This is a genomic window from Amycolatopsis sp. NPDC114504, from assembly GCF_055633595.1.
On the sequence record NZ_JBVKDU010000004.1, the window covers coordinates 786356 to 811487 of the forward strand.

At 73.2% G+C, this 25132-nt stretch carries 25 protein-coding genes and 1 pseudogene; 11 read left to right on the top strand and 15 right to left on the bottom strand.

Annotation, left to right across the window (positions count from 1 at the left end; all coding sequences use genetic code 11):
- The first annotated feature begins 27 nt into the window (after nt 1-27).
- From ACZ7PG_RS33185 to ACZ7PG_RS33195, 3 genes are all read left to right on the top strand, one after another.
- The gene (locus ACZ7PG_RS33185; protein ID WP_470243658.1) at nt 28-849 is read left to right on the top strand and encodes a helix-turn-helix domain-containing protein; all 822 of its coding nucleotides are present in this window, start codon (nt 28-30) and stop codon (nt 847-849) included.
- 64 nt (nt 850-913) lie between these two features.
- Nucleotides 914-1492 (top strand): dihydrofolate reductase family protein, encoded by a 579-nt coding sequence (locus ACZ7PG_RS33190; RefSeq protein WP_470243084.1) that lies wholly within the window; start codon nt 914-916, stop codon nt 1490-1492.
- Nucleotides 1493-1834: 342 nt separating this feature from the next.
- The gene (locus ACZ7PG_RS33195) at nt 1835-2089 is read left to right on the top strand and encodes a hypothetical protein (protein WP_470243085.1); all 255 of its coding nucleotides are present in this window, start codon (nt 1835-1837) and stop codon (nt 2087-2089) included.
- Between the two features lie 4 nt (nt 2090-2093).
- On the opposite strand, the gene ACZ7PG_RS33200 is transcribed toward ACZ7PG_RS33195, so the two are convergent.
- A complete protein-coding gene (locus tag ACZ7PG_RS33200; protein WP_470243086.1) occupies nt 2094-2384 on the bottom strand; it encodes a hypothetical protein in 291 nt (96 codons plus the stop codon).
- Between the two features lie 62 nt (nt 2385-2446).
- On the opposite strand from ACZ7PG_RS33200, the gene ACZ7PG_RS33205 reads away from it, so the two are divergent.
- Nucleotides 2447-3052, top strand: a complete 606-nt coding sequence (locus ACZ7PG_RS33205) for a TetR/AcrR family transcriptional regulator (protein WP_470243087.1) — start codon at nt 2447-2449, stop codon at nt 3050-3052.
- Between the two features lie 178 nt (nt 3053-3230).
- Here ACZ7PG_RS33205 and ACZ7PG_RS33210 read toward each other — a convergent pair whose 3' ends face one another.
- On the bottom strand, nt 3231-4160 hold the full coding sequence (locus tag ACZ7PG_RS33210) for an NADP-dependent oxidoreductase (protein ID WP_470243088.1): 930 nt from the start codon (nt 4158-4160) through the stop codon (nt 3231-3233).
- Nucleotides 4161-4246: 86 nt separating this feature from the next.
- Here ACZ7PG_RS33210 and ACZ7PG_RS33215 point away from each other — a divergent pair, with 86 nt between their 5' ends.
- Nucleotides 4247-4831 (top strand): TetR/AcrR family transcriptional regulator, encoded by a 585-nt coding sequence (locus ACZ7PG_RS33215; RefSeq protein ID WP_470243089.1) that lies wholly within the window; start codon nt 4247-4249, stop codon nt 4829-4831.
- Between the two features lie 226 nt (nt 4832-5057).
- Here the strand turns inward: ACZ7PG_RS33215 and ACZ7PG_RS33220 are convergent, their stop codons facing one another.
- Both ACZ7PG_RS33220 and ACZ7PG_RS33225 read right to left on the bottom strand, forming a co-directional pair.
- Nucleotides 5058-6236 (bottom strand): acyl-CoA dehydrogenase family protein, encoded by a 1179-nt coding sequence (locus ACZ7PG_RS33220; RefSeq protein WP_470243659.1) that lies wholly within the window; start codon nt 6234-6236, stop codon nt 5058-5060.
- Between the two features lie 121 nt (nt 6237-6357).
- Nucleotides 6358-7191 (bottom strand): TetR-type transcription factor C-terminal domain-containing protein, encoded by an 834-nt coding sequence (locus tag ACZ7PG_RS33225; protein ID WP_470243090.1) that lies wholly within the window; start codon nt 7189-7191, stop codon nt 6358-6360.
- Nucleotides 7192-7297: 106 nt separating this feature from the next.
- On the opposite strand from ACZ7PG_RS33225, the gene ACZ7PG_RS33230 reads away from it, so the two are divergent.
- The 3 genes from ACZ7PG_RS33230 to ACZ7PG_RS33240 are packed head-to-tail and all read left to right on the top strand — an operon-like array spanning nt 7298 to nt 10231.
- Entirely contained in the window at nt 7298-8290 is a 993-nt protein-coding gene (locus ACZ7PG_RS33230) for a phosphotransferase family protein (RefSeq protein WP_470243091.1), read from the top strand.
- 22 nt (nt 8291-8312) lie between these two features.
- The gene (locus tag ACZ7PG_RS33235) at nt 8313-9140 is read left to right on the top strand and encodes an enoyl-CoA hydratase-related protein (protein WP_470243092.1); all 828 of its coding nucleotides are present in this window, start codon (nt 8313-8315) and stop codon (nt 9138-9140) included.
- Nucleotides 9137-10231, top strand: a complete 1095-nt coding sequence (locus ACZ7PG_RS33240; protein ID WP_470243093.1) for a CaiB/BaiF CoA transferase family protein — start codon at nt 9137-9139, stop codon at nt 10229-10231. The genes ACZ7PG_RS33235 and ACZ7PG_RS33240 overlap by 4 nt, the downstream gene beginning before the upstream one ends.
- A gap of 3 nt (nt 10232-10234) precedes the next feature.
- On the opposite strand, the gene ACZ7PG_RS33245 is transcribed toward ACZ7PG_RS33240, so the two are convergent.
- Nucleotides 10235-13009 (bottom strand): helix-turn-helix transcriptional regulator, encoded by a 2775-nt coding sequence (locus tag ACZ7PG_RS33245; protein ID WP_470243094.1) that lies wholly within the window; start codon nt 13007-13009, stop codon nt 10235-10237.
- 101 nt (nt 13010-13110) lie between these two features.
- On the opposite strand from ACZ7PG_RS33245, the gene ACZ7PG_RS33250 reads away from it, so the two are divergent.
- Both ACZ7PG_RS33250 and ACZ7PG_RS33255 read left to right on the top strand, forming a co-directional pair.
- Entirely contained in the window at nt 13111-15459 is a 2349-nt protein-coding gene (locus tag ACZ7PG_RS33250) for an AAA family ATPase (protein WP_470243095.1), read from the top strand.
- An 85-nt stretch (nt 15460-15544) separates the two neighbouring features.
- On the top strand, nt 15545-15967 hold the full coding sequence (locus tag ACZ7PG_RS33255; RefSeq protein WP_470243096.1) for a hypothetical protein: 423 nt from the start codon (nt 15545-15547) through the stop codon (nt 15965-15967).
- Nucleotides 15968-16022: 55 nt separating this feature from the next.
- Here ACZ7PG_RS33255 and ACZ7PG_RS33260 read toward each other — a convergent pair whose 3' ends face one another.
- The 10 genes and pseudogenes from ACZ7PG_RS33260 to ACZ7PG_RS33305 all read right to left on the bottom strand — a co-directional run bounded on the left by ACZ7PG_RS33260 (nt 16023) and on the right by ACZ7PG_RS33305 (nt 24107).
- Nucleotides 16023-16955, bottom strand: a complete 933-nt coding sequence (locus ACZ7PG_RS33260) for an SDR family NAD(P)-dependent oxidoreductase (protein WP_470243097.1) — start codon at nt 16953-16955, stop codon at nt 16023-16025.
- A 13-nt stretch (nt 16956-16968) separates the two neighbouring features.
- On the bottom strand, nt 16969-17445 hold the full coding sequence (locus ACZ7PG_RS33265) for a TspO/MBR family protein (RefSeq protein WP_470243098.1): 477 nt from the start codon (nt 17443-17445) through the stop codon (nt 16969-16971).
- Nucleotides 17442-18809, bottom strand: a complete 1368-nt coding sequence (locus ACZ7PG_RS33270) for a TIGR01777 family oxidoreductase (RefSeq protein ID WP_470243099.1) — start codon at nt 18807-18809, stop codon at nt 17442-17444. Before ACZ7PG_RS33270 ends, ACZ7PG_RS33265 begins: the two co-directional genes overlap by 4 nt.
- A 120-nt stretch (nt 18810-18929) precedes the next feature.
- Complete coding sequence (locus tag ACZ7PG_RS33275) at nt 18930-19781, bottom strand: MerR family transcriptional regulator (protein ID WP_470243100.1); 852 nt, start codon at nt 19779-19781, stop codon at nt 18930-18932.
- A gap of 34 nt (nt 19782-19815) precedes the next feature.
- Nucleotides 19816-20523 (bottom strand): oxygenase MpaB family protein, encoded by a 708-nt coding sequence (locus ACZ7PG_RS33280; protein WP_470243101.1) that lies wholly within the window; start codon nt 20521-20523, stop codon nt 19816-19818.
- 447 nt (nt 20524-20970) lie between these two features.
- Nucleotides 20971-21961, bottom strand: a pseudogene (locus ACZ7PG_RS33285) (RNA polymerase subunit sigma-70).
- Nucleotides 21962-22040: 79 nt separating this feature from the next.
- A complete protein-coding gene (locus tag ACZ7PG_RS33290; protein WP_470243102.1) occupies nt 22041-22223 on the bottom strand; it encodes a hypothetical protein in 183 nt (60 codons plus the stop codon).
- A gap of 75 nt (nt 22224-22298) precedes the next feature.
- Nucleotides 22299-22697, bottom strand: a complete 399-nt coding sequence (locus tag ACZ7PG_RS33295; RefSeq protein WP_470243103.1) for an arsenate reductase ArsC — start codon at nt 22695-22697, stop codon at nt 22299-22301.
- On the bottom strand, nt 22681-23748 hold the full coding sequence (arsB, locus tag ACZ7PG_RS33300; RefSeq protein WP_470243104.1) for an ACR3 family arsenite efflux transporter: 1068 nt from the start codon (nt 23746-23748) through the stop codon (nt 22681-22683). The genes ACZ7PG_RS33295 and arsB overlap by 17 nt, the downstream gene beginning before the upstream one ends.
- Complete coding sequence (locus tag ACZ7PG_RS33305) at nt 23745-24107, bottom strand: metalloregulator ArsR/SmtB family transcription factor (protein WP_470243105.1); 363 nt, start codon at nt 24105-24107, stop codon at nt 23745-23747. The genes arsB and ACZ7PG_RS33305 overlap by 4 nt, the downstream gene beginning before the upstream one ends.
- A gap of 83 nt (nt 24108-24190) precedes the next feature.
- On the opposite strand from ACZ7PG_RS33305, the gene ACZ7PG_RS33310 reads away from it, so the two are divergent.
- Entirely contained in the window at nt 24191-24652 is a 462-nt protein-coding gene (locus tag ACZ7PG_RS33310; protein WP_470243106.1) for an ArsI/CadI family heavy metal resistance metalloenzyme, read from the top strand.
- Nucleotides 24653-25132 lie beyond the last annotated feature (480 nt).

The following is a 25132-nucleotide window of genomic DNA, read 5'->3' on the forward strand; positions in this document are numbered from 1 at the left end:
GCTGGGCGCGTGGAGTACGTGTCCCGAGTGCCGCGACCGCCGCTGGACGGGCTGGTCGACGACCTCTACTACCTGGCGGGCACGTCGCCGTACGCCCGGCTGACGCTGCCGCCGATGCCGGGCGCGTTTCTCATCGTCAACCTCGGGGCGCCGTTCCGCATCCGCGGCGGCACCGACGTCGAGCCGGCCGAGTACGCCGACGGCTGCGTGGTCACCACGCCCACCCGCGCGGTGGAGTTCGGCTACCCCCGCCGGACCCGGTCCGTCGGCGTGCACTTCAAGCCGTGGGGGCCGGCGCCGTTCCTGCCGATGCCCTCGGCCGAGCTGTGCGACCGGCCGGTGACGCTGGAGCAGGTCTGGGGCCGGCCCGCCGTCGCCGAGCTGCGAGACCGGCTGGCCACGGCGGACGGACCGCGCGCGATGCTGACGCTGCTCGAGGAGGAGCTGATGCGACGCCTGCGCGAGACCCCGGGCCTCGGGCTGATCCGCCACACCGGCGGCGTCATCTCGGCGACGGGCGGGGCGGTGGCGATCGGCGACCTGAGCGTCGCCGCCGGTGTCAGCGGCACCCATCTGGCGCGGCGGTTCAAGGAGCTCGTCGGCGTCACGCCGAAGCGGCTGGCCCGCACCCACCGCTTCGCCGCCACCGTGCTGGCGATCGACCCCGCCGGACCGATCGACTGGAGCGACGTCGCCGGTGGCGCGGGCTACTTCGACCAGGCCCACTTCGGCCACGAGTTCCGGGCGTTCACCGGCCTCACGCCGACCCGCTACCTCGAAGTCCGGCGCCGGTTCCTGCGCGAGCACCCCGGCCACGCACTGGACGGCTGGCCGCTGCCGGTCGATTGATTTCTTACAAGAACGACGGCTCACGAGACGCTAATTTGGGCATCCCGAAGCAGAGGAGAGTCCCGTGGGCAAGGTGGTCATGTACAGCTCGGTGTCCGTGGACGGTTTCGTCGCGGACGAGAATGACCAGCCGGGACCCCTGTTCGACTGGTTGTCCGGCGGCGACGTCCCGTTGGACGAGAGCGGCGCGCTGAAGGTGTCCCAGACGTCCTACGACCACACCCGGCCGTACTGGGACGGAATCGGGGTGACGATCGCCGGCCGCCACGTCTTCGACATGACGGACGGCTGGGACGGAAAGCCACCGGGCGGAATCGACCACGTGGTCGTCGTGACCCACCGGCCTGCACCCGAGGGCTGGAACCCGGAGGCACCGTTCCACTTCGTCGACGGCGTCGAGGCGGCCATGGCCAAGGCACAGGAGCTCGCGGGCGACCGCGTGGTCGAGGTAGCGGCCGGCGACGTCGGCGGCCAGGTGCTCGCGGCGGGCCTGGTCGACGAGGTGCGCATGGACGTCGTCCCCGTGGTGTTCGGAGGAGGCAAGCGCTACTTCGGGTCGGTCCAGGCGCAGCACCTGCTGGAGGATCCCGAGGTGGTGCAGGGTGATCGGGTGCTTCACCTGCGCTACCGGGTACGCCGGTGAAGTGAACGGCGGCCGGCAACCCGTCATTTCCTTGCGAGACAGCGATTCCGGCGGCTTGCTTCTTCCCGCGCCCTGGGAGAATCTTCCCCGGCCGGCCAGTGCGGGAGGATCGATGATGCGGCGTGGGGTGCTGCCCGTGCTCGCGGGGATGGTGAGCACCGGGGACCGGCTGGTGTCGTCCTTCGGCCCTCGGTTCCTGACCTACGACTCGACCCTGGAGCCGACCGGCGGCTCCGGCACGCTCTGGCTCATCGCCGGCACCGTGGTGCTGCCCGGGATCGGGTTCTCGCTCGCCTACCGGGCCCTTCACCCCCACCACGCAAGCCCGGCCGTGGACGGCGCTTGGTGGTGTCGCTGCGGCACTGGCCGATCACGCTCGCCACCGCGATCGCCTTCGTCGCGACGGCCGCCTGGCTCACCAGCCACGACCGCTTCTCCGACGTCGCCGGCATTGTCGCCTACGCGGCGACGATCGTCCTCGTCGCCGGCTCGCTCACCGCCCTCGGGATCTGGTGGCAGGGAATGACGTGGCGCGTCCGCGACCCCCGTCAGCCCCGGCAGCGGACGGTGAAGCAAGCCTTGGCGAGAAACAGGTAAGCGTTCACGAGAGCGCCACCACGCACCGGCACGCGCCGGCGGCGTGACTGACCCGGATCGGATCGGCCGGTGAGAACTCACCAAGCCCTTCGTCCCCGAAGTCGATCCTGATGACGTCGGGCGCAAGCGGGGCGAGCACCGTCCCACGCCGGACTCGGCGCCGGCCGTGAACCGGGTCGGGCGCGCCGAACACCAGCACTCGGTCGCCCGGGGCGAAGTGGTCCCAATAGCTGCGCGAGGAGACCGCGATCGCCGGCCGGTCGCACTCGGAGAAGTCGCGCGACTCTGCTTTCACGACTCCCACCCTACACATACTTGTTGGTCGACACGCAAGTTTCTGATGCTAGACTCCGCGCCATGACCGCGACCCGCCGTACCCAGCAGGAACGCCGGGACCAGGCCGAAGCCGCACTGCTGACCGCCGCCGCCGAGCTCGTCGTCGAGCACGGCGTCCGCTCGCTCACGCTGGCCCGGGTCGGGGAACGCGCCGGGTACAGCCGCGGCATCGTCACGCACCACTTCGGCGGCAAGCAGGCACTGGTGGAACGGCTGGCCCGGGCGACGCAGGCCGGGTTCGTCCCGGGTCTCGGCGACCTACCGCCCGGCCTGGACCGGCTCCTGCGGCTGATCGACGGCTACCTCGGCGAACTCGCCCGCCTCGGCGTCTTCAACCAGGCGTTCCTGCTGCTGTGGGCCGAGGCGGCCACCCAACCCGACTTGGCGACGATCTTCCGCGAGCGCGACGAAGCTTTCCGCGCCGACCTGCGGGACGACGTCAAGGCCGGCATCACGGACGGCGACATCGACCCCGGCCTGCGGCCCGACGACGTCGCGATCGCCCTCGTCGGCCAGCTCCGCGGCATCGCCCTGCAGCGGCTGCTGGACCCGCGCGGAGTCGACGTCGACCAGGTGCGCCGCAGCGTCACCGGCTACTGGCGCCGAGCCCTCGAACTCCCCTCATGAGCGATGGGGTGCGGCGGCCTTGCGCGTCAGCCAGGTTTCGGCGGCCCGGCACAGCAGCCGCGTCCCGTCCGCCCCAGCTGCCGGCCGCTCTCCTTCCACGCCATCACCGGCGTCAGGATGTCGAACGCCGTGGTGTCGGACCGGTTCCGGGACCTCTGGCCGCCGTCACCGTCGTGAGCTAGAGATCGATGACGACCTTGCCGTGCACGTGCCGGCCGGCCTGCAGTTCGGTCGCGCGACGGATCTGCTCGACCGGGAAGGTCGCCGCGATCGGCACCCGGAGCCGGCCCGCCGCCACGAGGCGAGCGATCTCCTCCAGCGCGCCGGGAGCGACGTTCGCGCCGTTGGCCGCCGACGCGCCGTCGACCTGCGCGGCGATCGTGCAGATGCGGCCGTCCGGGACGCCGAGCTCCCTCGCCGCGTGGACGGTCTCCGTTCCGTGCAGGTCGATGGCGGCGGTGACAACGCCGAGGCCTCGGACCCGGTCGGCGAGGCCGTCGCCGTAGCCGACCGGCTCGGCACCGAGATCACGCAGGAAATCGGCCGAGGTCGCGGATCCCGTCCCGATCACGCGCGCGCCGGCGATCCGGGCCAGCTGGACGGCGAACACCCCGACCCCGCCCGCGGCGCCGCCGATCAGCACGGTGTCGTCCGGGCCGGGATCGACCACGGCGAGGGCGGCGGACGCCGTCCGACCGGCGATCGCGAGGGTCGCGGCGGTGCGGTCGTCGACGCCGTCCGGGGTGTGATGGGCCTCGTTCGCCGCGATCGCCCCGGCCGCGTCGACCACGACGAAGTCGGCGACCGCCCGGGACAGAGCGCTTCCGAACACCCGGTCACCGGGCGCGAAGCCGGTGACGCCGTCGCCGACCTGGTCGACGACGCCCGCGTAGTCGGTCCCGAACCCGGCCGGGAGGCTCAACCCGAACCGGCCGGCGGTATCGGCGTCGGCGGTCATGATCCAGTCCATCGGGTTCAGGCCGGCGGCGGTGACCCGCACGCGGACCTGCCCCGGACCGGCCTCCGGAGCCGGAACCTCACGGACGTCCAGCACTTCGGGACCGCCGAAGGCGTCGAGCCGGACTGCTCTGCTGCTGTGTGCCTGCATGTACACCTGTCCTCCGGTAAAACGGACTATGCTCCGTTTACCTGGACGACGATAACACAACCGGAGCGTGTTCCGTTTTGAGTGACATGCGCGCACCGCGGGCGGACGCGGCCCGCAACCGCGACCAGCTGCTGGCGGTGGCGACCCGCGTGTTCGCATCGGCGGACGCCGAGCCGTCGATGCGAGCGATCGCCCGCGAGGCCGGCGTCGGCATCGCGACGCTCTACCGCCACTTCCCCACCCGCGAGTCCCTGGTCGACGCGGTCTACCAAGACCAGGTCGCCCGCCTGACGACCGGCGCCCACGAGCTCCTCGGCCGGCTACCCCCGGCCGCGGCGCTGCGACGCTGGACCGACTTGTTCGGGGACTGGATCGCGACCAAGAACGGCATGCTCGACACGCTGCTCGCGATGGTCGAGTCCGGCGAGATCGCCCACGCGCAGACCCGCACCGAGCTACTGGCGGCGATCACGACGATCCTCTCCGCCGGTCATGCAGCGGGCGACCTCCGCTCCGACGTCAGCGCCGAGGACATCGCGGCGTCCCTCATCGGCATCTTCACCGTGGCTCCCCTGCCCGAGCAGGAAGCCAAGGCCGGCCGCCTGCTGGACCTCCTGCTGGCCGGCCTCCGGCCCATCGCCCCGACCGGCTTTGCGGCGGGTGAGGTGTAGAAGGTGCACACCCAGCCGCGTCGGGTCAGAGGGCGAAGGTCAGCCACCGGAACCCGCACCCTGGCACCCACAGCCGGCCCGGCCCGATCGGTTCCGCCCCGGCCGTCGCATGCAGGTGGACCGGCACCAAACCGCCGAAGTCCGCCGGTTCCGGGCCGAAGTTGACCACCGCCGGCACTCCGGGCGCCCCGCGGATACGCCACCAGCCGATGGACGACCAGCGCACTCAGGGGGACACGTCCGGGGGCAGCACCGGAGTCGCCCGCAGCTCGGCCTTCGCGATGGACCGCAGGTGCACCTCGTCCGGCCCGTCGAACAGCCGCATCGCGCGGTGCCACGCGTACATCGCGGCCAACGGCGTCACGTCGGTGACGCCCGCGCCGCCGTGGATCTGGATCGCGCGGTCGATCACCCGGGTCGCCGCCCGGGGCACCGCCACCTTCGCCATCGCCACCAGGTCCTTCGCGGCCTTGTTGCCCGCGACGTCGATGACGTGACTGGCCCGCTGGCACAGCATCCGCGCCTGCTCGATCTCCAGCCGGGACTCCGCGATCTGCTGCTGCACCACACCCTGCTCGGCCAGCGGCCCGCCGAACGCCACCCGGTCGCGCGCCCGCGCCACCATCAGCGCCAGGGCGCGTTCGGCCGCGCCGAGCGCGCGCATGCAGTGGTGGATCCGGCCCGGGCCGAGCCGGGCCTGCGCGGCCGCGAACCCGCCGCCCTCCTCGCCGATCACGTTCTCGACCGGCACCCGGACGTCGTCGAAGCGGACCTCGGCGTGGCCGTGCTGGTCGTGGTGGCCGAACACCGGCAGGTCGCGCACGATCGTCACGCCGGGCGTGTCGCGCGGCACCAGCACCATGGTCTGCTGCCGGTGCGTCGCGGCCTCGGGGTCGGTCTTGCCCATCACGATGAAGAACGCGCACCGCGGGTCCATCGCCCCGCTCGTCCACCACTTGCGGCCGGTGATGACGTAGGTGTCGCCGTCGCGCACGATGCGCGTGGCGATGTTCGTCGCGTCGCTGCTGGCGACGTCCGGCTCGGTCATCGCGAACGCCGACCGGATCTCCCCCGCCAGCAACGGCGCCAGCCAGTCGCGCTTCTGCTCGTCGCTGCCGAGCAGGTGCAGCAGCTCCATGTTGCCGGTGTCGGGCGCCTGGCCGTTGATGGCTTCGGGCGCCAGGTCCAGGCTCCAGCCCGACAGCTCCGCGATCGGCGCGTACTCCAGCTGCGTCAGCCCCGACTCGGCGGGCAGGAACAGGTTCCACAGCCCTTCGGCCCGGGCCGCCGTCTTCAGCTCCTCGACGACGGGCGGGACGCCGTGGTCGTCCGGCCCCGCGGCGCGGCGGTGCGCCAGGTACGAGGCTTCGGCCGGGAGCACGCGGTCGCGGACGAACGCCAGCATCCGGTCGTGGAGCTCGCGGGCGTGGGCCGAGGGGGCGGGCAGAGCGTAATCCGGCACGAGATACTCCTGAACGCAACCGAGCGATTGGTCGGAATGACCGTACGATCGGCCACGCCGGGTGTCAACGCGCGAGCCGCACCACGTCCAAGGCGAACCCGACGTACTGGCGCGCGACCGTCTCCGGCGACGACGGCCCGGACGGCGACCACCACTGCGGCAGCGCGGTGCACATCGTGACCACGGCCCGCGCGGCCTCCTTCGGCAGCGGCGTGGCCAGCACCCCGCGGCGGCAGCCCTCCACCACCTCGTCGTCGACCATGTGCTGCATCTCCTGGCGGCTGGCCGCGATGCGGGACCGGTCGGGCTCCTCGACGCTGCGCATCTCGCTCGCCCCGATGAACCCGAGCTCGCGCCGGTGGGTGTGGAAGAGCGCCAGGCACTCGACCAGGCGGGTGAACCGCTCGACCGGACCGTCCACTTCGGCCCGCGCCGCGCGGGCGCGGGTCAGCAGGTCGGCCATCGTCAGGTCGAGCAACGCGACCAGCAGGTCCTGCTTGGCCGGCCAATGGTGGTAGACGCCGGGGACCGACAGCCGGGCGCGCTGGGCGATGTCGCGGATGGTCGAGCCGTGGTACCCGAGCTCGGCGAAGGCCGCGAGGGCCCCGGCCAGCGGCGGTTCGAGCCGCAGCGGCGCGAAGTCGCGCCAGCTCCCGGCGACCGGCGCGCCGCGCAGGGTCGCGACGTCGGTGCCCAGGACGTCCGCGACCCGCGCGAGCCGGGCGTCGTCGAGCTTCGTCCCGCCGTTCTCCACCGCGCTCCACGTGCCGGCGCTGACGTCGAGGGCCTGCGCCACCTGACGCAGGGTCAGCCCGGCGCTCCGGCGGGCGTCGCGCAGCCGGGCGCCCACCTCCTTCCGGGCGTCGAGCTCCTCCGGCGCTATCCCACGTGCCCCCACGGGTCCGTCCTCTCGGCGCTTGACAGTTCCGACCGCCTCGGGGATGGTACTCGACATCTTGTTCAGTTTTACCGTTCGATCGCTCGGTATCGAAAGGTTCTTGGCTATGTCGAGCCCACCGGGAGTTTCGGTTCCCGCACTGGCCGCGTTCCTCCGCGAGCGCGGACTGCTCTCCGGGCCGCTGCGCGTGGAGCTGCTGGCGGGCGGCCGGTCCAACCTGACCTACCTGCTGACCGACGGGTCCGGCCGCCGGGTGCTGCGCCGCCCGCCGCTGGGCCACGTCCTGGCCACGGCGCACGACATGGACCGCGAGTTCCGCGTCCTGCGCGCGCTGCACCCGAGCGCGGTGCCGGTGCCCGAGCCGATCGTGCAAGGCGTCGCCGACGCGCCCTTCTACGTCATGGAGTTCGTCGAGGGCAGCGTCCTGCGTGACCAGCACCAGCTCGAGTCCTTCGGCCGCGCGGAGGCCACCCGCCTGGCCGGCGCGCTCGTCGAGACCCTCGCCCGGCTGCACCACACCGATCCGGCGACGGTCGGGCTGAGCGACCTGGGCCGCCCCGACGGCTACCTCGAGCGCCAGCTGCGACGCTGGGCGCGGCAGCTGCGCGACTCCCACAGCCGGGACCTGCCCGAGCTGACCGCGCTCGGTGAACGCCTGGCCCGCCGGATCCCGGAGTCCGGCGCGGCGGCGATCGTGCACGGCGACTACCGCCTGGACAACATCGTGGTCGATCCGGCCGAGGGGAACGTCCTCGCCGTCCTCGACTGGGAGATGGCCACCCTGGGCGACCCGCTGGCCGACCTCGCTTCCGCCGTGGTCTGGTGGGACGGCCCGGCCACCCCGGTCGCCGCCACGCCCGGCGCGGTCCCCGGGTTCCCGTCCGGCGACTTCCTCGTCGAGTCCTACGCCCGGCGCAGCGGCCGGGACCTGTCCGCCCTGCCGTGGTACCTCGGGTTCGCGTTCTACAAGATCGCCGCGATCTTCGAAGGCATCCACTACCGCGCCCAGCGGGGACTCACCGTGGGCGAGGGGTTCGACCGCCTCGGCGCGTTCGTCCCCGCGCTCGTCGACCGCGGCCACGCCGCCCTCGCTTCGTGACCCCCGCACAGGAAGGCCGACCATGACCACGCTGAAGGGACCGCTGGACCTGCACCGGCAACCCGGTGGCGGCCGCCCGATGAGCGCGGTCACCTACACCCTCGACGGGCGCGTCGCCCGGATCCGGCTGTCGGACGGCGATCGCGGAAACTCCCTCACGCTGTCCACTGTGGACGCTCTGGGACAGGCCGTGCGGCAGGCCCGGACCGACGACGCGCACGTCGTCGTGCTGTCCGCCGAGGGACGTGCGTTCAGCGTCGGAGGCGACGTTTCGGCGTTCGCCGCGGCCGGCGACGTGGGTGTCCTGGTCGACGACCTGGCCGACGCCCTCCACCGCGCGATCAGCGACCTGCACCGGATGGATGCCGTCGTCGTCGCGGTCGTTCAGGGCACCGCGGCCGGCGCCGGGCTCTCGCTCGCCGCGGCGGCCGACCTGGTGCTCGCCGGCGCGTCGGCGCGGTTCACCCTGGCCTACACGAAACTCGGCTTCTCCCCCGACGGCGGCGCTTCGCTGCTGACGGCCTCCCTCGGCCTGCACCGGGCGCTGCGCATCGCGTTGCTGAACCCGGTCGTCACCGCGGACGAGGCGCGCGAGCTCGGGCTGGTCGCCCAGGTCCACCCGGACGACGAGCTCGAAGCCACGGCCGAGGAAGTCGTGCGGCGCGTGGCCGCCGGGTCGAGAGCGGCCCAGGTCGCGACGAAACGGCTGCTGCGCGAGACGGCCGTCCCCGCGGCCGAGGTCGCGCTGCGGCGGGAAGCCGTGTCCATCCGGGCGCGGGCCGCTTCCCCGGACGGCCGTGAAGGCGTGTCGGCGTTCCTGGAGAAGCGGCCGCCGGAGTTCACCTCGTGACCGGGCCGCTGACGGGACTGCGCGTGGTCGAACTGGCGGGCCTCGGGCCGGCGCCGCACGCGGCCATGGTGCTGGCCGACCTCGGCGCGGACGTCGTCCGGATCGAACGCCCTCAGGGCACGCTCGACCTGACCGGCGGCAAGCCTGATCACCTGCTGCGCGGCCGGCGGTCCGTGGCCGCGGACCTCAAATCCGAGTCGGGACGGGCGCTGGCGCTGCGGCTGATCGCGAAGGCCGACGTGCTCGTCGAAGGCTTCCGCCCGGGCGTCACCGAGCGGCTCGGCGTCGGCCCGGACGCGTGCCGGGAGCGGAACCGGCGGCTGGTCTACGCGCGGATGACCGGCTGGGGACAGGACGGGCCGCTGGCGGCGCGGGCCGGCCACGACATCAACTACATCGGCCTCACCGGCGCGCTGCACGCGATCGGCCGCGCCGGCGAGCGGCCGGTGCCCCCGCTGAACCTGGTCGGCGACTTCGGCGGCGGCTCGATGTTCCTCGTCACGGGCATCCTCGCCGCCCTGTGGGAGCGCGAGCGGTCCGGCGAGGGCCAGGTGGTCGACGCGGCGATGGTCGACGGCACGAGCGTGCTCCTGCAGATGCTGTGGACGATGCGCGGCCAGGGCACGTGGTCGGCCGGGCGCGGCACGAACCTCCTGGACGGCGGCGCCCCGTTCTACGACACGTACGTCTGCCAGGACGGCCGCTGCGTCGCCGTCGGCGCGCTCGAGCCCCAGTTCTACAGCGCGCTCCTGACGGGCCTGGACCTCGACCCGGCCACCCTGCCCGGCCGGCTCGACCGCACGGGCTGGCCCACGTTGCGCGCCCGGTTCGCCGCGGCGTTCCTCACCCGCCCCCGCGACGAGTGGGCGGCGGTCTTCGCCGGCACGGACGCGTGCGTGACACCGGTCCTGGCCCCGGAGGAGGTCGCCGCCCACCCGCACTTGGCCGCGCGCGAGACGATCATCGAGATCGACGGAGTCGAGCAGGCGGCCCCGGCCCCGCGTTTTTCCCGCACGGCCATGGGCCGCCCGGCCCCGCCGCCGAGGCCGGGCGCGGACACCGAGGCCGTCGTCGCCGAGTGGGACGCCTGACGCTCAGGGCTCCGAAGTCAGCCGGCTCGCGACGCCCGCCCGGCGCGACACCCCCAGCTTCGTCAGCACCCGTCCGACGTGGACGGCCACTGTCTTCGGGCTCACGTACAACGCTTTCCCGATCTCACTGTTCGTCAGCCCCTTCGCGACCAGCTCGGCCACCTGCCGCTCACGCCCGGTGAGGGTGTCGAAGCCGTGACCACGGGGCTGCTGCGCGTTCACCCGGCGCTGAACGCGCTGAACCTCCTCGACCCGCAACGGCGCCCCGCAGGCCTCGAACCGCACGCAGGCCTCGCCGAAGTGCGCGCGCGCCGAGCCCATCTCCCCGAACGCGCCGAACGCCGTCCCGGCGACGACGTGCGCCCGCCCCTCCCCCAGGCGGTCACCGGCGACGCGCAGCGAGTCGATAGCCCGGACCGCGGCCGCGGCGGCGCCGCGAGGATCCGACGGCAGGAGCGCGTGCGCCTCGGCGAGGTGGGCCAAGCCGGTGCGCCGGGGCAGGCCGGCCGCCTGGGCGAACGCGAGCCGGGCCCACTCCGCCGCCTCCTTCTCGTGGCCCAGGGCGGCCTCGGCCGCGGCCAGGGTTTCGTACCAGTTGGGGCGCTCGACGGGGTAGACCTCCCACAGGTCCGGGCCGCTCGTCATCAGCTCCACGCCCGTCGCCGCGTCGCCCGCCAGGAAGCAGGCGAAACCCAGGGTGCCCGCGACCATGCCGATCTCGGGGAGCTTCGCCTCGTCGGCGATGGACAGTGCCTCCTTGCCCAGGCGGACCGCCGTCTCCGCATCGCCCCTCGAGATCGCCAGCAGGCAGTGGCTCCGCAATGCGAAGCTCCGCAACGCCGGGCTTCCCGTCAGGTGCGCCGAATCCAGCTCGTCGGCGAGGTGACCGGCCGCGCGGGAAAGGGTGCCCCGCATGAGATCGACGCCCGACAACATCGAGTACAGGTGCGTCACCACGTGGCTCTGGCCCGTCGCGCGGACGATCTGCAACGCGCGCGTCAGGTGGCGGACCGCATCGTCGAAGCGCTCCTGGCACAGCTCGGCCGAGCCCAGGAGGCCGACCGTCTCGACCACCGGAGCCAGCTCCGCGTCCGTGGTCGCGTCGACCAGCTGGGCGGCCTCGTCCAGCCAGGCCACCGTCCGGTCGTCCACACGGCCGTCCACATGGGACTGGAGGGCGGACATCGCCAGTGCCGCCGCGACCGCCGGGCGCTCCGGGTGGCGGCGGGCCGTCTCGAGGGCTTCCGCGGCCCAGTCGCGGCTCCGGTCCCGGTCGGCCCTCAGCGCGACACCGTTCGCGAGACCGAGCTTGAGGGCCAGCGCCGCCTTGCCGTGCTGGTCGGTCAGGGCCGTCAGCTCGGCCAGGAGCTGGGCGCGCGCCTCGGCGTGGCGGCCCAGGAACCGCTCGATCAGCGCGCAGAACGCCGCGATCTGCGCGTGCTGCTCGGTCAGCTCGGCCGGGAGGAGCCGCCGGAGCTCGTGCAGGGTCGCCCGGCAGTCGCGGAACCGGCCGGTCAGGCCGTACGCGTGGGCGCGCATCAGCAGCAGCTCGATCCGGGCCGGCGACGGCTCCGGGACCAGCCGCAGCGCCGCCTGAACCCAGTGGACCGACGCCGACGGCGCCCGGTGCAGGGAAACCGCCGCGGCCCGCCGGAGGACGTCGACGGCCGCCGCGTCACCCGGGGCCGCCGAGCATTCGACGTGGTGGGCCAGCTCGGTGACCGGTCCCGAGCGCAGCGCGGCCGCGGCCCGCGCGTGGGCGGCGACGCGCCAGCCGGCGCCCGCCGCGTCGTAGGTGACGCGGCGGACCAGCGGGTGCCGGAAGGGAAACCGGCCGCCCGGTGCCGGCCGGAGGAGGTCACGGCGGACGAGGTCGTCCAGGACCGGGAGGACGTCGTCGAGGGCCGCGCCGGCGGTGTGCGCGATCAGGCCGGCGGGAACGCCGTCACCGGCGACGGCCGCGGCCTGCACCACCAGGAGTTCTTGCGGGGACAACGTGTGCAGCTCGGCGAGGAGCGCCGCCTGCACGGGTTCCGGGATGCCGGCGCCGCTGTCTCCCGCGGCCCGCACTTCGCCGTACGGACCCGCCAAAGCCTGGACGTAGAACGGGTTTCCGCCGCTCGCCCTGTACAGGGCCGCGCCGCCGGCGGGGGCCAGCTCGGCGACGTCGGCCGGCGTCAGCGGTTCCAGTTCGAGCCGGTGGACGTCGCCGGCGTGGGCCAGGGCGCGGCGCAGCAGGCTCGACGTCTGCCGGGGCCGGTGGGCCAGGCCCAGCACCAGGCGGGCGTCCGGCGGGCGCCGCAGCAGGTGGTCGACGACCTCGGCGGTGCCTTCGTCGGCCCAGTGCAGGTCGTCGAGCAGCACGAGCAGCCCGGCCGGCCCCGCCAGGGTTTCCAGCAGCCGGCGGACCGCGCGGTGCAGGCGGTAGCGCTCGGCCGGGGAGATCTCGGGCGGCGCGGCACCGGTGGACAGCGCCGGGAACGCCGAACGCAGCAGGTCGGCCTCGTCCGGCGCGAGCCCGGCCAGGTCGGTTTCCTCCAGCGCCGTGGTGAGCACGGAGAACGGGACGTGCCGCTCCGCCTCCGCCGCGCGCCCGGACAGCACCAGCCACCCGGCTTCCCGAGCCCGGGCCGCCAGCTCGGCGAGCAGCCGCGTCTTGCCCATGCCGGGCTCGCCGGCGATCTCGACGGTCCGGGACACCCCGGCGGCGCCTTCGGCCAGGAGCCGGTCGAGGAGTGCGAGCTCCCGCTGACGGCCCACGAACGACGTCGGTGCCACGCTGCCTTCCCCCGGTACGTAGTTCTGCGGATGCTATCGGCCACCGGGTCCGGCGAGGGTGGCCGGGAGCGGGCCGCCCGGCTCGCGCGCAGGGGGAATCCGTGGACACCGACCACATCGTGGGCCGAACGGCCGAGCTCCGGGCACTGGACGGCGTAACGGACGCCGCGTACGTGATCCTGGGCGACGCCGGCATCGGCAAGACGACGCTCTGGCGCCACGCGGCCGCACGCGCGCGCGACCGCGGCTGCCGCGTGCTGACGTGCCGGCCGGGCGAACCCGACCGCGCGCTGCCGTATTCGGGGCTGACCGATCTCCTCGAGACCGTCCCCGACGAGGAGTTCCGCCCGCTGCCCGCGTTCCAGCGGCAGGCGCTGGAGGTCGCGCTGCTGCGCGCGGCGGGCCCGGTGCCGGACCCGCGCGCGGTGGGCGTGGCCACGCTCGCGCTGGTGCGGCTGCTCGCCGGCGGCGGCCCGGTCGTCCTGGCCGTCGACGACGCGCAGTGGCTCGACCCGGCGAGCGCGGACGTGCTCGGCCACGTCGCCCGCCGGGTGCTCGGGCGCGGGGTCGGGCTGCTGGCCGCGGCCCGCGGGACCCGGGTGCCGTTCGGCCTGGAGCCCGACCGGATCCGCTGCCTCCGGCTCGCCGGGCTGCCACCGGCCGACCTGCGGCGGCTGGTCCGGCGCCGTGGCCCACACCTCACCGGACGCGCGCTGCGGCGGCTGGCGGACGCGACCGGCGGCAACCCGTGCTACGCGCTCGAGCTGGCACACGAACCCCTGCGGCTGCCCGGTTCCCTCGTCGAACGCCTGGACCGGCTGCCACCCGAGACGCGGGAGGCGCTGCTCGTCGCCGCCGCGAGCCGGACTCCCGCCGCGGATGGCCCTTTGCAGGCCGCGGAGGACGCGGGTCTGATCGAAATCCGCGACGGGCACGTCCGTTTCATTCCTCCCCTGCTTGCCGACGCCGTCTACGCGCGCGCCCCGGCCGAAGACCGCCGGACGCTGCACGCGCGGCTCGCCACGCTCGTCGACGATCCCGACGAGCGCGCCCGGCACCTGGCGCGAGCGGTGGACGGTCCCGACGCCGGCGTCGCCGACGCAGTGGCCGAAGCGGCCGGCCGGGCGCAGGGTCCCGAAGTGGCCGCCGAACTGTGGCTGCTGGCCCGTGACCGGACGCCGCCCGGCGACCCCGCCGCCTGGGGACGCGCGGTCTCAGCGGCCGAAAGCCTCTTCTCCGCCGGTGACACGCCCGGGGCGCGGACGGTCCTGGAACCGGCGGCGGCCGAACCGGGACCCCATCGCGCGCGGGCTTTGCTGTGGCTGGGAACGATCCGCTTCTACGACGACGGTCCCCGCGCGGCCGTCGCGACGCTGCGGGAGGCCCTCAGCGAAGGCCGGGAACTGGCCGACACGCTCCACGAGCGCATCACGTCCGTCACCGACCACGACGTGCTGCGGCGGTCCGACAGCTGGGCCGAGAGCCCGGACATCCTGCGCACCCGCGCCGAGTGGCTGGCCCGCTACCAGGTGGCGGACGACACCACTCTTCCGCACACCCTCGCGCAGCTCGCCGAGATCGAGTGCCGCCTGGGCGAACTCGACGTCGCCGCTCGATATGCCGGGGAGCTGACCGAACTCGCCGGACGCCGGTGGCGTGCCCACGCGCTGCACGTGACCGCGCTGGTGGCCGCCCATCGCGGCGAAGTCGACATGGCGATTACCGCGGCCACCGAAGGCCTGGCCCACGCCGAGTCCATAATGGACAAAGCGACAGCTGTGCGGAACCTGGCCGTGCTCGGGTTCGCGGAGCTTTCCCGCGGTGCCCCGGAAGCCGCCGACCGCCACTTCACCCGGGCGGCCGCGCCGGGCACGTTCGCCGGCGACCACGTGGAAGCCCTGCTGCAGCTGGGTGCGGTGGACCGGGCGGCGGCGGTGGTCGCGGAGCTGGAGCGGCGCGCCGGATCGCCGTACTGGCGTTGTGTCGCCGCCCGAAGCCGTGCCCTGCTGGGCCTCGCCCGCGCCGACCTCATCGACGTCGCGGACACCGAGCTGCCGCTGCCGTTCGAACGCGCTCGGACGCTGCTCGTCCAGGGTCAGATCCTCCGGCGGCGCAAGGAAAAGCGCGCTGCGGCGGACGTCCTGGACCGGGCCGGTGAGATCTTCGACCGGCTCGGCGCGAAGCAGTGGCACGACCGGGTGGCGGCCGAGCTGCGGAGCCTCGGCCTGCGGCGGACCGCGCCGGACCGGCTGACCCCGGCGCAGCACCGGGTCGCCGCGCTCGTCGCCGCCGGGCGGAGCAACGACGAAGTCGCCGCCGCGCTGTTCCTCAGCCGGCGGACCGTCGAGACGCACCTTTCGCACATCTACCGCAAGGTCGGCGTCCGCTCCCGGACCCAGCTCGTCCAGGTCGTCGACCTCGACCTTACGTGTTTTCCCCGATTCGGCTGACCCGCCGCGCGCGGGATCGTGTGTCCGTCAACGCGGACGGCCCGCCGGAGCGGGCGCCGCGGAACCACGAGGGAGAGGAAACTCCGTGCGGAATCGCGTTTTCGGCTTGCTGGCGGCGATCGCCGTCGCGTTCGGGATCATGGCGACCGGGGGCACCCCGGCGCTGGCGGACTCGACGAAGGTGGTGGACGTCCACTTCCACAACGAGGGCTACTACTGGGCGTACGCGGACATCCAGGCCTACGACTCGTCGAACCGGCAAGTCTGGTCGGACTTCAGCGGCAGCCTCGGCCACACCGGCCACCGCACGTTCTTCGTGCCGGCGAACGTGGCGTGGATCCACTGGCAGGTCCGGATGGAGCCGTTCGGCAACACCATCCACGAGCAGTCGCTCGGCTGGGGCGACTTCAACGACTCCTGCCCGAGCGGCAAGCACGCGACCATCTACGTCGGCGGCATCGCCACGGACACCGACGACTACGACATGCACTGCTCGAACTGGTCCTGACCGGCAGGTGAGACGGGCCCGGGCACCCCGCCCGGGCCCGTCCGCGCGTCGCGGGTCACCGGCCGATCGCGTCCAGGCAGTGCCGCAGCAGGCGTTCCGCTTCGCCCGGTTTCGGGCGGGTGCCCGGAATGACGTGGCGGGGCCGCTCCCGCCGGTCGTGCCACCAGCCGCCCGGGACGGGTCCGGGGCGGGTCGCGGCCAGCCAGACCGCGGTGTCGGCGCCCTGGGCCGGCGTGCGCAAGACCGGTTCGAGGATCCGGCGAAACGCCGGCAACGAGCCGGCCAGCCCCGGGGTATCGGCCCAACCGGGATGGGTGCTGTGCACGGAAACTCCGTCCGGCCGCCAGCGTTCGGCGAGCAGCGGTGTCAGCTCGACCTGCATCCGCTTGGTGCGCGCGTACGCCGTCGCGCCGCGGTAGCGCCCGTTCCGGTACTCGGGGTCGTCGACGGCCAGCGGCTGGGTGTACATCCCACCCGAGGACACCATGACCACCCGGCCGTCATCGGCGGCTCGCAGGGCCGGGAGCAGCAGTTCGGTCAGCAGGAGCGGTCCGAGCACGTGGGTCGCGAAAGTGATCTCGTGCCCGTCGGCGCTCTCCTGACGCGCCGGGGGCAGCACGCCGGCGTTGTGGACCAGGACATCCACTTTCGGCTCTGTGGCCGCGAACTCCCGCACCGAACCGAAGTCGGCCAGGTCACAGCGGGCCGTTCGCAGGTTCGCTTCCGGCGCCGCCGCGCGGACGCGGGCCAGCGCCCGCTCGCCGCGTTCGAGGTCGCGCACCACGAGGACGACTTCGGCGCCGAGCCGCGCCAGTCCGGCCGCCGTGGCTTCCCCCAGGCCGGAGCTCGCGCCGGTCACGAGAGCGACGCGGCCGGCCAGGGAGCCGGGCGCGGGGTCGTCGCTCGCCCATGTGCGGCGCCGCAGCGCGTAGCCGACGCGGGAGTAGCCCAGCAGCACGGTTCGGTCGAGCACGGTGTCGAGCAGCATGCGGTCCTTCCGGTCAGTTCAGCACGACGATCGCGGCGTTGAGCGACGTCGCGAACAGGGTCCACGCCAGATACGGCAGCTGCAGCGCCGCCGCGGCCGGTGAACGACGGCGGAACACCAGCGCCGTCCCGATGATCACCAGGTCCAGGACCACGATCTCCACCAAGGCGAGAGTGTAGGCGCCGGCCGCGAAGAACAACGGTGTCCACGCCGCGTTCAGCACCAAACCGGCCGCGTACCAGGCGAACTCGCGCCGGGTGCCGCCCGCGCGCCAGAACAGCCAGCCGGACAACGCGATCAGGAGGTACAGCACCGTCCACACCGGACCGAACAGCCACCCGGGCGGAGCCCACGACGGCTGGTTCAGTCCTTCGTAGACAGCGCGGGACCGCACGGCGGCGAGACTGCCGATCGCGGCGACCACCGCCACGGCGGCGACGAACCCGGCCAGGACGATCGGCGCGGGGGCGGAACGGTGCACGGTCGTCATGCCGGTTCTCCTACGGTCGGGCGGCCGGCCGGGAACGGAGCCCGGCCGAGCAGGTGGGCGAGCGCGTCTTCGAGCCGCGGATACCGGAATACGTGCCCGGCCTCGATCAGCGCGTCCGGCCGGACGCGCTGGTCGGCGAAGGCCAGTTCCCGGGCGCCGTCGCGGCCGAGCACCCACTGGGGGCCGAAGCTCGGCACCTTCAGCACCGCCGGCCGCCGCAGGACCTGGGCCAGCACCCGCGTGTACTCGGCGTTCCGGACCGGTTCCGGGCTCACCGCGTTGACGACGCCGGCGAGCGCGCGATCGGTCAGCGCGCGCAGGTAGATGTCGGTCAGGTCGTCGAGGCCGATCCACGGCGTCCAGTGCCGGCCGGCGCCGAGCGGTCCGCCCAGCCCGGCGGCGAACAGCGGGTGCTGCAGCCGCAGCAGGCCGCCGCGGGGGCTGAGCACCAGCCCGGTGCGCGCCCGGACCACGCGGATCCCCGCCTCGGCCGCGGGCGCCGTAGCCGCCTCCCACGCGTCGACGAGGCCGGCCAGGAAACCGTCACCGCGGGCCGCGTCCTCACCGAGGACCTCGTCGCCGCGCTCCGGGCCGTAGTAGCCGACCGCCGAGGCCGAGACGAACACGCCGGGGCCGTCGGGCGTGCGGGCGGCCAGCTCCGCGAGCGCGCGGGTCGGGCCGAGGCGGCTGTCGCGCACGGCGCGCCGGTGGCGGTCGTCGAACCGCCCGGCGACCGAGGCGCCGGCCAGGTGCACGACCGCGTCGATTCCGGTGAGCAGCTTCTCGTCGGGCTCGCCGGGCCGCCACGTCCGTTCGTCGGCGGTGCGGGCTTCGCGGCGCACCAGGCGCACCACGCGGTGCCCGCCGGTGGTCAGCAGCGCGGTCAGCGCCGAGCCGACGAGACCGCTCGCCCCGGTCACGGCGACGGTCAGCGGCTCGTGCCAGTACCGCCGCTGCGCGGCCAGGTCGCCGGCCAGCTGCCGGTGCCGGTAGGCGAACATCGGCCGCAGGACCGACTCCGGCAGCGGCGTCTCGACGCGGTCGGTGACGACTGTCCGATCAGGACCGTCGGCGTCGAACCGGTGGGTGTGCCGCCACGGCAGCACCGTCGCCAGGACCGGCGTGGCGAGCCGGTCGACGAACTGGTGCGGCGGCCGGTAGCCGGCGGCCTCGTGCGCCGCGGTCCAGCGCAGCCCGCCGGGGAGGACGAGCCGGGCCGAACCGTCTCGCAGCGAGTCGGCTTCCGCGCCGACGCGCACGGGCTGCCACGGCGGGGCGAGCCGCGTGATCGCCCCGGGCAGGCCGTGCCAGGCGAACACCTCGTCCAGCGGCGCGGGCACGACGCCGGAGAACTCCACGCTCATCCAGACCTCCGATGCACATTCGACTCATCGTGTTTCCACGGTAACGAATGTGCACGAAAAGTGCCGAATCAGCACGTCATCTTCGATGCATCTCCGATGCAGATGCTTGCGCCCGCGTTGTCAGCCGCCGAAGGCCGCCAGCGCCCCGGCGAACGACGGCGGCAGGGGTTCGCCCGCCGTGGGCAGTCCCCGCCACCCCGGGCCGGCCGGGCGGACCGACACTCCCTCCGCGCTCAGCGCGTGCAGGATCCGCACGTCCGCGGACTGCGAGGTCATCGACCACACCACCACGTCGCTCGGGACGAACCGGGTCGTGACCACCCGCAGCACGTCGAGCGACACGAGTCCGCCCAGGAACATCGCCGGGGCACCGTTGTCGCTCAACGCCGTGCTGAGCATCTTGACCGGCAGTTCGTGCCGCTCCGCGGGCCCGCACACGAACAGCACCGGTGCCTGCCCCGCCCGGACGGGCGCGGGGGCCGGGTAGCGGTCCAGCGCGCCGGACGCCGCCGTGGCCAGCGCCCATTCCGCCGCCATGGCGTTGCGGTCGCCGCGACGGGCCCAGCGTTCGCCGATCGCCCGCAGGACCGGCGCGACGACGTCGGTCCACGTCTTCGCGACGCCGAGGCTGCCGAGCGCGTCGTCGACCAGGCCGCCCATCGTCGGCAGGTCGAGGAGCTCGGCGGCCTCGGCGAGCCCTTCCTGCCGCTGGTGCGCGGTCGTGGCCGCTGCGGAGCGCGACAGCACCAGCCGGGCGGCTTCGCGCGCGCCGGTCCCCTGGGCCTGCAGTGCGCGCATGCGCCGCAGCTGTTCGACGTCCGCGGGCGTGTACCGGCGGCGGCCGTTCTCCTCGCGCAGCGTGGCGCCGATCCCGTACCGCTGCTCCCAGGTGCGCAGGGTCACCTGGGAGACGCCCAGCGCCCGCGCGACCTCGCTCGAGCTGAGCGACCGCGTCCCGGACGTGCTGCCCACCCGGCCTCCTCCGCCGTCGGAAACGGGAATCGAATCACAGGGGCGCGGTCATCGCCCACCGCACCGCCTTGACCAGGGTGCGCCCGGCCAGCCGGACGGCCGTCGCCTCGGCCAGGGGCGCGTACGGCACCCGCAGCTGCGGCCGGGTCCAGGCCGGCAGCATCCCGACGGCCGAAGCGGCCAGCACGGCGTACGGAACCCTTGCGGCCCACGGGATCGGCGGAGTCAGGAGAAGGAACCGAGCCGCCTGACGCGCTTGCTCGGTCCCACGCAGTTCCGGCCGGTACGTGGCAAGCGCGTCGTCGAGCTCGGCCCGCGTCCGCGGCGGCTCGAGCACACCGAGCTTGCGGGCGATCACCGCGGTCTCGGCGACGTACCGATCGCAGCCCTCGTCGTCGAGCGGGCGCGCGCCATAACGCTGGTGGGCACGCAGGAAGCTGTCGACCTCGGCGACGTGCACCCAGGCCAGCAGGTGCGGATCGGCGGCCCGGTACGGCTGCCCGTCCGGGGAGACTCCGGACACGCGGGCGTGGACGCCCCGCACCACCGAGACGGCCTCCTCGGCGTCATCGGCGGTACCGAAGGTCGTCACGGCGAGAAAGGTGCTGGTGCGCTGCAGCCGCCCCCACGGGTCACCGCGGTACCCGGAGTGCGCGGCGACGGCGGCCATGGCGAGGGGATGCAGCGACTGCAGGAGCAACGCCCGCAGCCCGCCGACGAACATCGCGGTGTCCCCGTGCACCCGCCGGATCGGACTGTCGGGTTCGAACCACCGAGGCCCGGGGCTGTCGTGGATGCGCGCCCGGTTGCGGGGACCGTCCGGGCCTGCGACCCGCGCGAAGAGAGCGTCCCGTACTTGGGCGCGCACCGCGGACATCTTCGGTGGGGAGATCGTCGCCATAGGCGCTCCAGGTGCGATGCAGACCCGGCGGGCGTTCGCCGGGGCAGATACGCAGTCTAGCTGCGCTTTTGCCTGCGCGAAGTCATCCGCCCTTGGCTGCTCGGGTCGGCCGTTCGGCCTGCGTTTGCATCGCCCCTGCGTCAGCGCGGTGGCCCGGGTTCGAGAAGCAGATCCGCGCGCAGCGCCAGCTCGAGGGTCAGCCGGGCGTCCGGGTCGGACAGCTTGTTCACCCTGCGCGACAACGCCACCTTCCACAACGGCGCGCCGGTCGACCTTCGCGCGTCCGGATCACGTCGCGAGGCTCTCCGGGAAGCCGAACGTCGAGACCAGCGCCGGGTCGTGGAACTCGACCACGCGGGAGACCCCGGTGATCGTCGCGGTCAGGACCACGATGCCGTGCGCCCGGAGAGTGCCGCTGGTGTCACGGTGGTACACGGCGGCCGCCGGTTGGCCGTTGGCCGTCGTCGCGGTCAGGCGCCAGTCGCCCGGCGCGCCCAGCACGTGGGCGCCGAGCACGTGCAGGCAGTGCGCCCGGCCCGAATACCACTGCCGGAACGGGGTCGCCTCCAACGTGGCGTCCGTGCGCAGCACCCGTTCCAGCAGACCGGCGTCGGAGCGTTCGAACGCGGCGATGTAGCCCTCGAGCAGCGCCCGCGCCCGCTGGTCGGTCGGTTCGAGCAGGTCCTCGGACGGTGCCTCGACGGAGTCCAGCCGGGCTCGGGCGCGCTGCAGGCCGCTCTTCACCGCAGCCGTGGTGGTACCGAGGATCCGGGCGGTTTCGGGTGCGGTGAACGCCAGCACTTCCCGCAGGATCAGGATCGCGCGCTGCCGCGGCGGCAGGTGCTGCAGGCTGACGATGAGCGCCAGCCGGAGGGACTCACGCGCCACCACGACCGCCGCCGGGTCGGCGACCCAGTGGTCCGGCAACGGCTCCAGCCACGACACCTCCCCCGGTGCGGCTTGGCTCGGCGGCCGATCGGGTCCGTCATGGGGACCGGTCAGCCCCGAGGGCAGCACGCGGCTGCAGAGCGGTCAGGCAGACGTTGGTGGCGATCGCGTAGAGCCACGACCGGATCGACGAACGGCCCTCGAAACCGCCGTATGCCCGCCATGCCCGGAGGTAGGTCTCCTGCACCAGGTCCTCGGCGTCGTGCGCCGAACCGGCCATGCGGTAGCAGTGCGCCAGCAGCTCACGGCGGAATCCGGCGGCCTCGGCGGCGAACCGGTCCCGGTCCGCCGCCTCCCCTGCGCTCGTCGCCGCGGTCTGCCCGTTCACCATGCGTCGCTCCTCGTCCCGGCCGATCGACATTGTCGCCCGGTACGACCGGCACACCGCGGGAAAGGAATCGAAACGCAGGTCAGCGGGCCGGGATCAGGGCCATCTTGCCGACGGTCACCCGGCCGGCCAGGTCCGCGAGGACCTTCGGCCCGTCGGCCAGGTCACGGGTGACGGGGTCGGCGGGGAGGACGACCCCGGCGGCGACGAGAGCGGCCAGCTCGCCCGCGACCTCGCCGAAGATCCTCGGCGCGGCCCGGATCACCGTAGAACAGCACGCCCCAGCTGACGATCTCGGTGAGGCACAAGACGGCCAGCACCGTCCCCGGCTTGCGCTCGGTCAACGGAGCTCGGCGAGCAGCTCCCGCACCCGACGATCGATCTCGTCCCGGATCGGCCGGACGTCCTCGACGCCCTTGCCCGCGGGGTCCTCCAGTTGCCAGTCCAGGTACCGCTTGCCGGGGAAGACCGGGCAGGCGTCGCCGCAGCCCATCGTGATCACGACGTCGGCGGCCTCGACCGCGTCGGTCGTCAGCATCTTCGGTACCTCGCGGGACAGGTCGAGCCCGATCTCGGCCATCGCCTCGCGCACGGCGGGGTTGACGCTGTCGGCGGGTGCGGAGCCGGCCGAGCGGACGTCGACCGCACCGTCGGCATGGTGGGCGAGCAGCGCGGCGGCCATCTGGGAACGGCCGGCGTTGTGCACGCAGACGAACAGGACTTCAGGCTTGCCGGTCACGGGTGTTCTCCCCTCGATGCCGCAGAGCGAGCGAAACGTACACGAGCCCGACGAGCACGGGGACTTCGATCAGCGGCCCGACGACCCCGGCGAGCGCTTGGCCGCTGGTCGCGCCGAACGTCGCGACGGCAACGGCGATGGCGAGCTCGAAGTTGTTGCCCGCCGCGGTGAACGCGAGCGTGGTGGTGCGCTCGTAGTTGAGCCCCACGGCCTTGCCGAGCACGTAGGAGCCGGCCCACATCAGTCCGAAGTAGACGAGCAACGGAACCGCGATGCGGGCGACGTCGAGTGGGCGGCTGGTGATCTGTTCTCCTTGCAGGGCAAAGAGAATCACGATCGTGAACAGCAGCCCGTAGAGCGCGACGGGTCCGACCTTCGGCAGGAAGTCCTTCTCGTACCAGTCACGACCCTTGGCATGTTCCCCGAAGCGGCGGCTCAGGTAACCGGCGACCAGCGGGATGCCGAGGAAGATCAGCACGCTCTTGGCGATCTGCCACCCGGACACGGCGAGGTCGGTCTGCGGAAGACCGAGCCAACCGGGGAGGACTGCGAGGTAGAACCACCCGAGCAAACCGAACGCGAGCACCTGGAACACCGAGTTCAGCGCGACGAGCACGGCAGCGGCTTCGCGGTCGCCACAGGCGAGGTCGTTCCAGATGATGACCATGGCGATGCAGCGGGCGAGCCCGACGATGATCAGCCCGGTCCGGTACTCCGGCAGGTCGGGCAGCAGCAACCAGGCGAGCGCGAACATCAGCGCCGGGCCGACGACCCAGTTCAGCACCAGCGACGGCCACAGCAGCCGCCGATCGCGGGTGACCGTGCCGAGCCGGTCGTAGCGGACTTTCGCCAGCACCGGGTACATCATGACCAGAAGCCCGAGCGCGATCGGCAGCGAGATGCCGTCGACCTGAACCGCGGACAGCGCGGCGTTCAGCCCGGGAACCCACCGGCCGGCCAGCAGCCCGGCAATCATCGCGGCGGCGATCCAGACCGGCAGGAACTTGTCCAGAGTGGACAGCCGTGGCCTCCGCGTGTCGACCGCGGTCACGCGGTGACCGTTTCACCGGTGGTCGTGAGCACCGCCGAGAGTCGCGTCAGCACTTCGGGGTGCACGCGGTAGTAGATCCAGGTGCCGCGCCGGTCGCCGGTGATCAGCCCGGACTCGCGCAGGACCTTGAGGTGATGGGAGATGGTCGGACCGGTCAGGTCGAAGGCGTCGGTGAGATCGCAGACGCACGCTTCACCGCCGGCGTGGGAGGCGATCAACGAGAGCAACCGCAGCCGGACGGGGTCGGCCATCGCCTTGAACAGGTGCGACAGCTCGACCGCCTGGTCCTGCGTCAGCGGCTCCCGGGCCAGAGGCGCACAGCAGGCATCCATCGCGACGAGCGGCAGTTGCTTCGACATGCTTCTATATTGACAGATTCACATATAGACGGCAATCTAAGTTCGCCTAGTTAGACAGATGTCTATCCAAGGAGGTAGCGGAGATGTCACGAGTACAGCTGGCCTTGCGTGTCGGAGACCTGTCCGGATCGATCGACTTCTACTCGAAGCTGTTCGGAACGGAGCCGGCGAAGCTCCGGCCGGGCTACGCGAACTTCGCGATCGAGGAGCCGGCACTGAAGCTGGTGCTCCTGGAGGGCGAGCCAGGCCAGGAGACGGCGCTGGACCACCTCGGGGTCGAGGTGGAGTCGACCGACCAGGTCAACGCGGCAACCCAGCGCCTGACCGGCGAAGGCCTCGAGACGCTGACTGAGGACGACACGACGTGCTGCTACGCGGTACAGGACAAGGTGTGGGTCCACGGCCCGGGCAAGGAGCCCTGGGAGGTCTACACGGTAAAGGGCGACTCGACAACGTACGGCACCGACAGCGCAGCGCTGGTCACCCCGGCAACGTGCTGCACACCCAACGCCGAAACGGCCAAGCCGGAGGACTGCTGCAACTGAAACCGCAATCCCCCCCCAGACGCCGACGCGCGCACTGCGGCGTTCGACCATGACAACGTCACGCCGTAGACACCTGGCAGCCATCGAAGCGGGCGTGGACCCCTCGACTTCGTCGAGCCGATGAAACCGCGCGCAGGCCGAGCGTCGGGCGGCCATGGAGGAGCTGAAGCACCTGCCGAACAGGCAAGCGGTCGACGTGGCGGAGGTGTACGCGATGCTCGACCAGCTCGGCGAAGTCGAGAGGCACCTGAACTCGCGCGCCTCCCGGAGAACTTGCCGCGGTAAGCGTTGCCCTCCGCAGCTGCGCCGTCGAAGTCGCTGCCGATCGTGATCGTCGGGACCCCGATCACCGGGGCGGACGCGAGCTTCTCTTTGTAGACGTCGTACTGCTCGGCGGGTTCGACTGGGGCGTGCACCGAGCGCGGCGCCCTCGGCTGCGACCGGTACCGCCACGACTTCACCAACCCGGACCACGTCGCG